9 protein-coding genes, 2 tRNA genes and 1 pseudogene are annotated in these 10,819 nt (G+C 72.8%); 5 read left to right on the top strand and 7 right to left on the bottom strand.

Annotated features, from left to right (window positions below):
• Positions 1-136: 136 nt before the first annotated feature.
• The 3 genes from AAH979_RS25470 to AAH979_RS25460 all read right to left on the bottom strand — a co-directional run bounded on the left by AAH979_RS25470 (position 137) and on the right by AAH979_RS25460 (position 1,786).
• Entirely contained in the window at positions 137-1,603 is a 1,467-nt protein-coding gene (locus AAH979_RS25470) for an SDR family NAD(P)-dependent oxidoreductase (protein WP_346260641.1), read from the bottom strand.
• Positions 1,604-1,628: 25 nt separating this feature from the next.
• A tRNA-Gly gene (locus AAH979_RS25465) sits at positions 1,629-1,701 on the bottom strand.
• Between the two features lie 10 nt (positions 1,702-1,711).
• A tRNA-Ser gene (locus tag AAH979_RS25460) sits at positions 1,712-1,786 on the bottom strand.
• A 192-nt stretch (positions 1,787-1,978) separates the two neighbouring features.
• On the opposite strand from AAH979_RS25460, the gene AAH979_RS25455 reads away from it, so the two are divergent.
• Positions 1,979-3,676, top strand: coding sequence for a beta-N-acetylhexosaminidase (locus tag AAH979_RS25455; protein WP_346260640.1), 1,698 nt, complete (start codon positions 1,979-1,981; stop codon positions 3,674-3,676).
• Between the two features lie 102 nt (positions 3,677-3,778).
• Here AAH979_RS25455 and dusB read toward each other — a convergent pair whose 3' ends face one another.
• From dusB to AAH979_RS25435, 4 genes are all read right to left on the bottom strand, one after another.
• Positions 3,779-4,969, bottom strand: a complete 1,191-nt coding sequence (dusB, locus tag AAH979_RS25450) for a tRNA dihydrouridine synthase DusB (RefSeq protein ID WP_346260639.1) — start codon at positions 4,967-4,969, stop codon at positions 3,779-3,781.
• A 55-nt stretch (positions 4,970-5,024) separates the two neighbouring features.
• The gene (locus tag AAH979_RS25445) at positions 5,025-6,404 is read right to left on the bottom strand and encodes a glycine--tRNA ligase (protein WP_318398627.1); all 1,380 of its coding nucleotides are present in this window, start codon (positions 6,402-6,404) and stop codon (positions 5,025-5,027) included.
• A 114-nt stretch (positions 6,405-6,518) separates the two neighbouring features.
• Positions 6,519-6,995 (bottom strand): hypothetical protein, encoded by a 477-nt coding sequence (locus tag AAH979_RS25440; RefSeq protein ID WP_318398709.1) that lies wholly within the window; start codon positions 6,993-6,995, stop codon positions 6,519-6,521.
• Positions 6,996-7,316: 321 nt separating this feature from the next.
• Positions 7,317-7,658 (bottom strand): antibiotic biosynthesis monooxygenase family protein, encoded by a 342-nt coding sequence (locus AAH979_RS25435; RefSeq protein WP_346260638.1) that lies wholly within the window; start codon positions 7,656-7,658, stop codon positions 7,317-7,319.
• Here AAH979_RS25435 and AAH979_RS25430 point away from each other — a divergent pair.
• The 4 genes and pseudogenes from AAH979_RS25430 to AAH979_RS25415 form a co-directional block, all read left to right on the top strand.
• Positions 7,593-8,015, top strand: coding sequence for a DUF6703 family protein (locus AAH979_RS25430; protein ID WP_346260637.1), 423 nt, complete (start codon positions 7,593-7,595; stop codon positions 8,013-8,015). The two genes, AAH979_RS25435 and AAH979_RS25430, sit on opposite strands and share 66 nt — an antisense overlap.
• A gap of 106 nt (positions 8,016-8,121) precedes the next feature.
• The gene (locus AAH979_RS25425) at positions 8,122-9,120 is read left to right on the top strand and encodes a metal ABC transporter substrate-binding protein (protein WP_346260636.1); all 999 of its coding nucleotides are present in this window, start codon (positions 8,122-8,124) and stop codon (positions 9,118-9,120) included.
• Positions 9,121-9,188: 68 nt separating this feature from the next.
• Complete coding sequence (locus tag AAH979_RS25420; RefSeq protein WP_346260635.1) at positions 9,189-9,977, top strand: metal ABC transporter ATP-binding protein; 789 nt, start codon at positions 9,189-9,191, stop codon at positions 9,975-9,977.
• Positions 9,974-10,759 (top strand): annotated as a pseudogene (locus AAH979_RS25415) (metal ABC transporter permease); the annotation flags it as partial. The gene AAH979_RS25420 and the pseudogene AAH979_RS25415, both read left to right, overlap by 4 nt.
• Between the last annotated feature and the right edge of the window lie 60 nt (positions 10,760-10,819).

Genomic DNA, 10,819 nt, shown 5'->3' with positions numbered 1-10,819 from the left:
GACCGACGGGCAGGTTGGGACCGTTCGGTGACAATCCGCACAGTTGCGAAGGCTGTACGTGTTCGCGAGGTTGTGTGGGAACGGTCCCACGAGCAAGATCAGTCAGCCGGGCCGTGCCGAACGGCGGCGGCGGCGATCACCACGGCACCACGGCGAAGTTCTTCAACAGCACACCGTGCACCGGCGAACCCGCCTCGCCCCGGACGACCGGGTGGTAGATCCGGGCCGCCGCGTCCACCACGTCCAGCGGCGGCCGCCAGCCGGTGGCCGCCCGGCGGGCCCGGACCGGAGCCGGGTTCTCGTCGGTGACCCAGCCGGTGTCGACCCCGCACATGTGCACGTCGTGCCGGGCCAGGTCCGCCGCGCCGACCCTGGTCAACATGTTCAGCGCCGCCTTCGTCACGGCGGTGTGCGGATGCCCCGCCGGGCCGCCACCGCCGGCGAACCAGCCCTCCCGACCGGTGACGTTGACCACGTACCGCCGGCCCGGGCCGGGAGCGGTCAGGGCCGCGCGCAACCGATCGACCAGCAGGAACGGCGCGACGACGTTGACGAGCTGGACCTCCAGCAGCTCCACCGGGTCGATCTCGCCGAGCCGGGCCGTCCAGGAGTTGCGGGCGGCCGGGTCCAGCAGCGCCCCGGTCGGGTCGGTACGCTCCGGCACGGCCGCACCGGTGACGCCGGTCCCGTCCGGGCCGATCACGCCGGTCTGGTCCGCACCGGGCACACCGGTCTCCTCCGGGCCGGGCACGCCAGGCCCGCCCGGGCCGGTGATGGCGGCGTTCCAGCCCGGCAGCACCCGACCTGGCCGGTAGCCCGACACCGACTCGACGGCGAACCGCCCGACCGGATCCCGGGCGGCCAGCGCCTCCGCCGCCACCAGCGGCTGGTACGCCCAGTCCGGCCGCCGCACGGTCTGCGCCGCGTTGTTGACCAGGATGTCGAGCCGGGGATGGCGGTCGACCAGCCGCTGCGCCAGGTCCAGCACCTGGCGCGGATCCCGCAGGTCCGCCCCGACGACGCGCAGCGCCGAGCGCCAGTCGCCGGCGTCCGGCTCGGCGGCGTACCGCCGGGCGGCATCGGCCGGAAACCGGGTGACCACCGTCACGTCGGCACCGTCGCGGAGCAGCTTCAACGCCAACTGAAACCCGATCTTGACCCGACCACCGGTGACCACGGCGGTCCGGCCGGTCAGGTCGGTCCGGGCGTCCCGGTGCCGACGGTGCAGGTCGGCGCAGTCGGGACAAAGCGCGTGGTATCGGGCGTCGACGGTGCGGTAGCGGGCGCGGCAGGCGTAGCAGCGCCGGTCCCGGCGGGTCTGCCCCGGTGCCGACCGCTCGGCGGGCGGAGCGGCCACCGGTACGCCGTCGGCACGCTCGGGTGCGGCGGTCGCGGCGCCGGCCAGCACGGCCCGGTCGGCCGCGGCGGTACGTCGCCGCCGGTCCGCCCGGCGCTGCCGCTGCCCGTCCTTGACCAGTCCGTCGACCGCGCGCTGCACCCGCTGCCGGACCGGGTCGTCCAGCGGCAGCGCGCGTACGGCGGCGAGCACCTCGAGCGCGTCCTCGATCCGGTCGCCGTCCATCCGTCCCCCGTCCCCGTTCACCCGGACGGGCAGCTCTGTTCGCCGGATGGGCAGGACGGATTCGAACCGACGTCCTCCGCCTCGGTAAGGCGGCGCGACCACCTCTGCGCTACTGCCCATCCGAACCGGGGGGACCTGACCGGATTCGAACCGGTGTCCTCCGCCTGAGCAGGGCGGCGCGACCACCTCTGCGCTACCCGTCCCACCGACCGCACAGACTAGCGAGCGGGGACGCCGGAAGAAACCGAGATTGCCCCGGCGTTGGGCTAGGTCGACAGGTACGGAAGAAGGGCTCGTACCACAGGGTGACCAACCCTTGACACGCGGCCATTTCGAACGTACGTTTCATGAGATTTGCCCGGAAATCACCTGCGGCTCCCCCCGGAGAGATCTGCCGTGCGACCTATCACCTTCCAGTCCCGGTCCACCCTCGCGACCACCGGCGACACCCCGCCCCGGCTCACCGACGTGCTGCCCGCCCCGGCCCGGGTCGAGCCGGCCGCCGGGGTCGAGTTCATCCTGACCCCCGGCACGACGATCCGGACCACCCCCAGCCCCGAGGCGAGCGCGGTCGGCCGGCACCTTGCCGAGCTGCTGCGCCGCCCCACCGGCTATCCGCTGCCAGTGATCACCGCCGGCCAGACCGAGGTGCCGGGCGGGATCTCCCTGCTGCTGACCGGCGACGAGGCCCCGTCGGGCCGGCTCGGCAGGCCGGCGACCGGCGGCGGTTCCGCCGAGGGCTACCGGCTGGAGATCACCGCCTCCGGCGTGGTGGTCCGGGCCCGCACCGCGGCCGGGCTCTTCTACGGGGTGCAGACGCTCCGGCAGTTGCTGCCACCGAAGATCGAGTCCGCCCGGCGGCAGCCTGGCCCGTGGGCGATCCCCGGTGGCACGATCGACGACCACCCCCGGTTCGGCTACCGGGGCGCGATGCTCGACGTGGCCCGGCACTTCTTCGCCGTACCGCACGTGCTGCGCTTCATCGACCACCTGGCCCGATACAAGCTCAACCACCTGCACCTGCACCTCACCGACGACCAGGGCTGGCGGATCGCCGTCGACTCCTGGCCGCGGCTGGCCAGCGTGGGCGGGTCCACCGAGGTGGACGGCGGCCCCGGCGGCTACTACACCAAGGAGCAGTACGCCGAGATCGTCGCGTACGCGGCCGCCCGGCACATCACCGTGGTACCCGAGGTCGACCTGCCCGGGCACACCAACGCGGCACTGAACGCGTACGGGGAACTCGCCCCGGACGGTGTCGCACCGCCGGAGTACACCGGCACCGACGTCGGGTTCAGCGCGGTCGCCGTCGACAACGAGCGGACGTACCAGTTCGTCGACGACGTGCTCGGCGAGATCGCCGCGCTCACCCCGGGCCGCTACCTGCACGTCGGCGGCGACGAGGCGTTCACCCTCGGCCGGGCCGACTACACCCGGTTCATGAACCGGGTCCAGCGGATCGTCACCGGGCACGGCAAGCGGGTGCTCGGCTGGCACCAGCTCGCCGTCGCGGAGCACAGCGCCGGGCGGGTCGTCCAGTACTGGGGCACCTCGACCGAGGACCCGGTGGTGGCCGCCGCGGTCCGGGACGGCGCGAAGCTGCTGCTCTCCCCCGGCAACCGCAGCTACCTCGACATGAAGTACTCGGCGGCGACCCCGCTGGGCAAGGACTGGGCCGGGCTGGTCGAGGTCCGCGCGGCGTACGACTGGGATCCCGGCGACTATCTGGCCGGGGTGCCGGCCGACGCGGTGCTCGGGGTGGAGGCGCCGCTCTGGACGGAGACGATCCGGACGATCGGCGACATCGAGTTCATGACCTTCCCCCGGCTGCCGGCCATCGCCGAGCTGGGCTGGTCACCGGCGCAGGCCCGGAACTGGGCGGACTTCCGGCTGCGGCTGGCCGGTCAGGGCGTGCGGTGGAGCACGGCCGGGATCACCTTCCACCGCTCGCCGGAGGTGCCGTGGGCGGGCAGCCCGGTCGTACCCGAGCCCCGGTCCGCGGAATCGACGGCGGGCGCCGCCGGTACGTCGGCCGACCCGGCGCCCGGGAGCGGCCCGCCGCCCGCCGACGACCGACCGGTACCGATCGCCTGACCGGGCCGTGGCCGCGCCCGGCGGGCGCGGCCCGGTACGGCTCCGGGCGGCGCGGCCCAACCGCCGGAGTCGGCGCGGCCCAACCGCCGGAGTCGGCGCGGCTCAACCGCCGGAGTCGGCGAGTTCGGCGCCGGCCGGCACCTCGGCGCTGTCCCGGTCGGCCAGCCAGCCGTCCGGCAGGAAGACCTTGCCGGGCGAGTTGGTCCGGCCCCGGGGCTGGCCGAGCGTCTCCAGCGGGAAAGGCTCGGCCGGGTCGAGCTTGCCGAGCAGGTCGTCGAGTTCGGCCAGGCCGCTCACCATCGCCAGGGCCCGGCGCAGCTCGCCGCCGACCGGGAAACCCTTGAGATACCAGGCGACGTGCTTACGGAAGTCGACGCAGCCGTCCCGATCGGCGGTGTCCGGCCGGTCGCCCCCGGCGAACCAGTCGACCAGCAGTTCGGCGTGCCGGCGCATGGTCGCGGCGACCTCGCCGAGGACCGGCAGCCGGCGTCCGGGGCGGCCGTCGAAAGCCGCCGCCAGATCCGCGAAGAGCCAGGGCCGGCCGAGGCAGCCGCGGCCGACCACCACACCGTCCGCCCCGGTGTGCGCCACCATCCGGAGCGCGTCGTCGGCCTCCCAGATGTCGCCGTTGCCCAGCACCGGCACGTCCAGCGCCTGCTTCAGCGTGCCGATCGCGTCCCAGTCCGCCGTACCGGAATACCGCTGCGCGGCCGTACGCCCGTGCAGGGCGACCGCCGCCACCCCGGCCTCCTGGGCGGCCAGCCCTGCCTCCACGTACGTCAGGTGGTCGTCGTCGATGCCCTTGCGCATCTTGACCGTCACCGGCACGCCGGCCGGGGCGGCTGCCTCGACCGCCGCCCGGACGATCCGGGCGAAGAGCCGGCGGCGCCACGGCAGCGCCGCCCCACCGCCCTTGCGGGTGACCTTCGGCACCGGGCAGCCGAAGTTGAGGTCGACGTGGTCGGCCAGATCCTCCTCGACCACCATCCGGACCGCCGCTGCGGTCACCTCCGGGTCGATCCCGTAGAGCTGGAGACTGCGCGGCCGCTCGTCACCGCCGAACGCCACCATCCGCAGGGTCTTCGGGTTCCGCTCGACCAGCGCGCGGGTGGTGACCATCTCGCAGACGTAGAGGCCGCCGCCCTGTTCCCGGCAGAGGCGCCGGAAGGCGACATTCGTGATCCCGGCCATCGGGGCGAGCACGACCGGCGGCCACACCGGGTGCCCGCCCAGGTGCAGCGGGCGGGCAGCGGCCGGTGGCGCCAGGTCGGTCAGGGTCACGCGTTCGAGCATGGCACGTCCGTCCGGACTTCCGCGATCAGCCGTGGCGGCCGGACGGACGTCGCCGTCAGCAGCCGGGCAGGCGCTCGACGAGGTACCGCTCCACCTGGTCGATGGAGATCCGCTCCTGGGACATGCTGTCCCGCTCACGAACCGTCACGGCGTTGTCGTCCAGGGTCTCGAAGTCGACGGTGACGCAGAACGGGGTACCGATCTCGTCCTGCCGGCGGTAGCGGCGGCCGATCGCCTGCGAGTCGTCGAACTCGACCACCCAGCGCTTGCGCAGCGCGGCGGCCAGGTCCTTCGCCTTCGGGGAGAGCGAGGGGTTGCGGGAGAGCGGCAGCACGGCCACCTTCACCGGGGAGAGCCGCGGGTCGAAGCGGAGCACGGTCCGCTTGTCGACGCTGCCCTTGGTGTTCGGTGCCTCGTCCTCGTCGTACGCCTCCAGCAGGAAGGCGAGCACCGCCCGGGTCAGCCCGGCGGCCGGCTCGATCACGTACGGCACCCAGCGCTGCTGCTTCTCCTGGTCGAAGTACGACAGGTCGACGCCGGAGTGCTTGCTGTGCGTGGAGAGGTCGAAGTCGGTGCGGTTGGCGATGCCCTCCAGCTCGGAAAACTCGGTGCCACCGAACCGGAAGCGGTATTCGATGTCCACGGTCCGCTTCGAGTAGTGCGAGAGCTTCTCCTGCGGGTGCTCGTAGAACCGCAGGTTCTCCTCGGAGAGGCCAAGGTCGATATACCAGTTCCAGCGCTCCCGCAGCCAGTACTCGTGCCATTCCTCGTCGGTGCCCGGCTCGACGAAGAACTCCATCTCCATCTGCTCGAATTCGCGGGTCCGGAAGATGAAGTTGCCCGGGGTGATCTCGTTGCGGAACGACTTACCGACCTGGGCGATGCCGAACGGCGGCTTCTTCCGGGCCGAGGCGGCCACGTTGTTGTAGTTGACGAAGATGCCCTGTGCGGTCTCCGGCCGAAGGTAGTGCAGGCCCTCCTCGCTCTCCACCGGGCCGAGGTAGGTCTTCATCAGGCCGTTGAACATCCGAGGCTCGGTGAAGGTGCCCTTGTTGCCGCAGTTCGGGCAGTTCAGCTCGGCCAGCGAGGCCGGCGGGTGGCCGTGCTTCTCCGCGTACGCCTCTTCGAGGTGGTCGGCCCGGAACCGCTTGTGGCAGGACTGGCACTCGGTCAGCGGGTCGACGAAGGCGTCCAGGTGGCCGGAGGCGGCCCAGACGTCCCGGGCGAGGATCACCGCCGAGTCCAGGCCGACGATGTCGTCCCGCTGCTGCACCATGGTCCGCCACCACTGGCGCCGGACGTTCTCCTTCAGCTCGACGCCGAGCGGGCCGTAATCCCAGGCCGACCGGGTGCCTCCGTAGATCTCGCTGGAGGGGAAGACGAAGCCTCGACGCTTCGCGAGACTGACGACGGCGTCGATACGGTCGGCTGGCATGGTTACCTCCTACACCGGCTGGCGGCCGGCGGGGACATCTTCGGGACGTTCAAGGCCAGCAGATTACTCCACCTCGGCGGCCGTACCGCCGCCGCCCGGCGGACCGTCCACGGGTCACCTGATGTCGCAGACCCGCAATCCTCCGGTGGTCTGGTCCTGGTCCAGCAGGGCCTCGAGGTTGTCCTGCCCCCCGCTGGCATAGGTCACGTCCACCGGCACGCTCAGCTCGCTGGTCAACGACACGTCGCCGATCCGGAACGAGGCGATCTCCGGCTCGGCACCGACCCGGCGTTCGAACTCGGCCGGCGACTCCCGCTGCTGGGCGGATTCGCAGAGCAGGTCGTACGCCTTGCCGAAGTCCCCGTCCTCGACCGCGTCGAAGTAGTCGGTGACCACCGTCCTGGCCTGCTCGTTCAACGCCTGGGAGCCGGAGATCAGCAGGCCGACCAGCGCCGCTCCGCCACCGCCGCAGAAGAGTACGACGGCGAGGGCGGCCACCCCGAGCCCGAGCCACAACCGCGCACCGCGCCCCTCGCTGGGCGGCGCGGCGAACACCGGCTCGACGCCGGGGCCCGGTGGCGGCGCCGGCACGCTCGGCGGCACCGGACCGAACCCACCCGGCACCGGACCGAACCCACCCGGCTGCGTCCCGTACCCCACGGGAGGCGTCCCGTATCCGGGAGGCGTTCCGTAGCCGCCGGAAGGCGTTCCGTAGCCGCCGGAAGGCGTTCCGTAGCCGCCGGAAGGCACCGGTGGTCCCGGTTGCCCGTACCCGGGCGGCGGTGGCGGGCCGGGCGGCGGCACGGGTCCACCGGGTGGGGCCGGGTCGTCAGCCCGGACGGACTCGGGTGGGGACGACGGCCCGCCGGGCGGTCCGGGAACGGTCATGGGGAAAGGGTAGTGCCCGGGTCATCACCGGCCGGAGTCAGCGGCCCGGTCACTTGGGGTGACTTCGACCTGACCGTCCGGTTCGGCGCTGGCCAGCGTCTCGTACGCGGACGGCTCGTCGAGCGACTCGGCGAGCAACGGGGTGGCGTTGACCTTGACGTCGAAGGCGCCGAGGGCCCGCCGGTAGGTGCCGACCGACTCCCACTCGGTGATTAGGCACCAGTGCCGGGGGTCATCGAGGGCCCGCAGCAGTTGCCCCCGGCGGTATCCCGGCCGGGCGGCGAGGGCGGCCAGCGCGGCGTGGGCCCGTTCCGGGAAGGTTTCGGCGTTCTCCTCCGCCACCACGAACCGGTTCGTCACGAGCACGTACGCCTCCTGCCGTCGGCCGCCGCCCCGGCGAGCTGGGGTGTCGCTGGCAACAGCTCACCGGCCGGGGCACCGAGATCTCGTAGAGTCTGTGGGATGCAGCGTACGCAGAGCGTTCTGCTGACCCGCCTGGCCCGGGTCAACCCCACGGGCGTGTTCCTCGCCGCACTGGTGCTGGTGCTGGTCGGCCTCTTCGCGCCGGGGATCGTCGGCGGCGCGCTGCTGCTGGCGCTCGCCGCCGGGCTGGCCGCGCTGCTGGTGACCACCTGGCCGGTGCAGAGCCCGGCGACCCGTACCCTCCGGCTGGTGATCCTGACCCTGCTGGTCGGCGCCGCGTCGATGAAGATCCTCGGATGATCGCCCACCCCGTGACGTTCCCACGCCTCCGGCCGAGCGCATGAAGCGGTTTCATGCAAGCATGCGTTTTTGACAATCATTCTCATTGTCGCGGAGAGTGGACGGCATGGTGATCCGCTCCGCCCTCCGTACCGTCGCCCTCGCCGCCACCGGCCTGCTCGCGCTGGCCGGCGCCGCCGCCTGTGGTGACGACGGCAGCGGCGCCGACCCCGACCGGGTCGACGTCGTCGCCGCCTTCTATCCCCTCCAGTTCGTCACCGAGCGGGTCGGCGGGGACGCCGTCCGGGTGACCAACCTCGCCAAGCCCGGCGCCGAGCCGCACGACCTGGAACTCAACCCCGGCCAGGTGGGCCAGGTCACCGACGCGGAACTGGTCGTCTACCTCGCCGGCTTCCAGCCGAGCGTGGACGAGGCGGTGCAGCAGCAGGCCGGCGACCGGGCCTTCGACGTCGCCACGGTGCAGCCGCTGCTGGCCGCGACCGCCGGCGAGCACGAGCACGAGGGCGAGGGGGAGCACGAGGGCGAGGGCGCGGACCACGCGACCGAGGAGCCGGCTGCCGAGGAGGAGCACGCGGAGGGGTCGAACGGCAAGGACCCGCACGTCTGGCTGGACCCGACCCGGCTGGCCGGGATCGCCGACAAGCTGGCCGAGCGGCTGGGCGCGGTCGACCCGAACCGGGCCGCCGACTACACCGGCCGGGCGAAGGCGCTCCGTACCGAGCTGGAGGCCCTCGATTCCGAGTACGCCCAGGGCCTGAAGACCTGCCAGCGGCGGGAACTGGTGACCAGCCACACCGCGTTCGCCTACCTGGCGGAGCGCTACCAACTGGAGCAGATCGGCATCTCCGGCCTGACCCCGGAGGACGAGCCGGCTCCGCAGCGGCTGGCGGAGGTGGCCGCCGAGGCCCGGGAGCACAAGACCACCACGATCTTCTTCGAGACCCTGGTCAGCCCGAAGGTCGCCGAGACGATCGCCCGGGAGGTCGGGGCGAAGACCGCCGTACTCGATCCGATCGAGGGCCTGCAACCCGGCAGTACCGGGGACTACCTTTCGGTGATGCGCAGCAACCTCGGGGCCCTGAAGACCGCACTGGGATGCCCATGACCGAACCTGTGAACCTTTCTCAACCTGAACCGCGCGGCGCTCACACACCGCGTCCGACCTCGCGGTCCGTGGAACCGCAAGGGGAGGTTGAAAAAGGTTCAGTCGTCACCGTGGAGCACGGGGTGGTCGCCTACGACGACCGCCCCGTGCTCCGCGGCGTCTCCCTGCGGGTGAACCCCGGCGAGGTGGTCGCCGTGCTCGGCGCCAACGGCTCCGGCAAGTCCACCCTGATCCGGGCCATCCTCGGCCTGGTTCCGCTGGCCGCCGGTGCGGTCACCCTGTTCGGCACCCCGCAGCGCCGGTTCCGGCAGTGGGCCCGGATCGGGTACGTGCCGCAGCGGATGGGCGCCGGCAGCGGCGTACCGGCCACCGTGGCCGAGGTCGTCGCCTCCGGACGGCTGGCCCGGCGGGGTGTGTTCCGGCCGCCGGGGAGGGCCGACCGGGCGGCGGTGGCCGAGGCGCTGGCGGCGGTCGGCCTCGCCGACCGGGCCGGCGACCCGGTGGCCACCCTCTCCGGCGGCCAGCAGCAGCGCACTCTGATCGCCCGGGCGCTGGCCGGCGGGCCGGAGCTGCTGGTCCTCGACGAGCCGACCGCCGGGGTCGACTCGGCCAGCCAGGACGCCTTCGCCGAGGCGCTGCGCGGGTTCGTCGCCGACGGCGGGACGGTGCTGCTGGTCGCGCACGAACTCGGGCCCCTGGCCGGGGTGATCACCCGGGCGGTGGTCGTGCACGAGGGAACGATCGCGCACGACGGCGCGGTGCCGGAGCCGGCCGGGCACCACGCGGCGCCCGGACACGAGCACGTCCACCCGCACGCGCCGGAGGAGTCGACAGGGATGTGGGGCAGTCGGCCGTGAGCCTTTTCCAGTACGACTTCATGATCAGGGCCCTGGTCGGGGCGCTGGTCATCGGGCTGACCGCCCCGGCGCTCGGCATCTATCTGGTGCAGCGCCGGATGTCGCTGATCGGCGACGGGGTCGGGCACGTCGCGCTGACCGGGGTCGGGGTCGGGCTGCTGCTCAACCAGTCCCCGGTACTGACGGCGGTGATCGTGGCGGCGGTCGCCGCGGTCGCCATCGAACTGATCCGGGAACGCGGCCGGACCTCCGGTGACGTCGCCCTGGCGATGCTCTTCTACGGCGGCATCGCCGGTGGCGTGATGCTGGTCGGGCTCTCCGGAAGCCGGAGCAACGCCAACCTGATGGCGTACCTCTTCGGCTCGCTGACCACGACGTCGCCGCAGGATCTGGTGGTGATCGTGGCCCTCGCGACGGTGGTCCTGGTGACCATGGTCGCACTGCGCCCGGCGCTCTTCGCGATCTGCCACGACGAGGAGTACGCCCGGGTCTCCGGGCTGCCGGTCCGGGCGCTGAACATACTGCTCGCGGTGACCACGGCGGTGACCGTGACCATCGCGATGCGGGCGGTCGGGCTGCTGCTGATCAGCGCCCTGATGGTGGTGCCGGTGGCCACCGCGCAGCTCTTCACCCGGGGCTTCCTCGGCACCATGCTCGCCGCGATGGGGCTGGGGCTGCTGGCCTCCGGCTCCGGGGTGTGGCTGGCCGGCACCGCCAACACCGCGCTCGGGGCCACCATCGTGATCCTGGCGATCGGGCTGTTCCTGGTGGTGTCGGTGGGGGTGGCGATACGCCGGGCGCTAGCCCGGCGGCGCGCCGTGCCCGGGCCGGAGCCGCAGGTC

Origin of the sequence: Plantactinospora sp. ZYX-F-223 (genome assembly GCF_039649625.1) — a bacterium.
In the GTDB taxonomy this organism is placed as follows: domain Bacteria; phylum Actinomycetota; class Actinomycetes; order Mycobacteriales; family Micromonosporaceae; genus Plantactinospora.
Note: the sequence above shows the minus strand (reverse complement) of the source record. Positions and strands in the feature narration are given on the sequence as shown.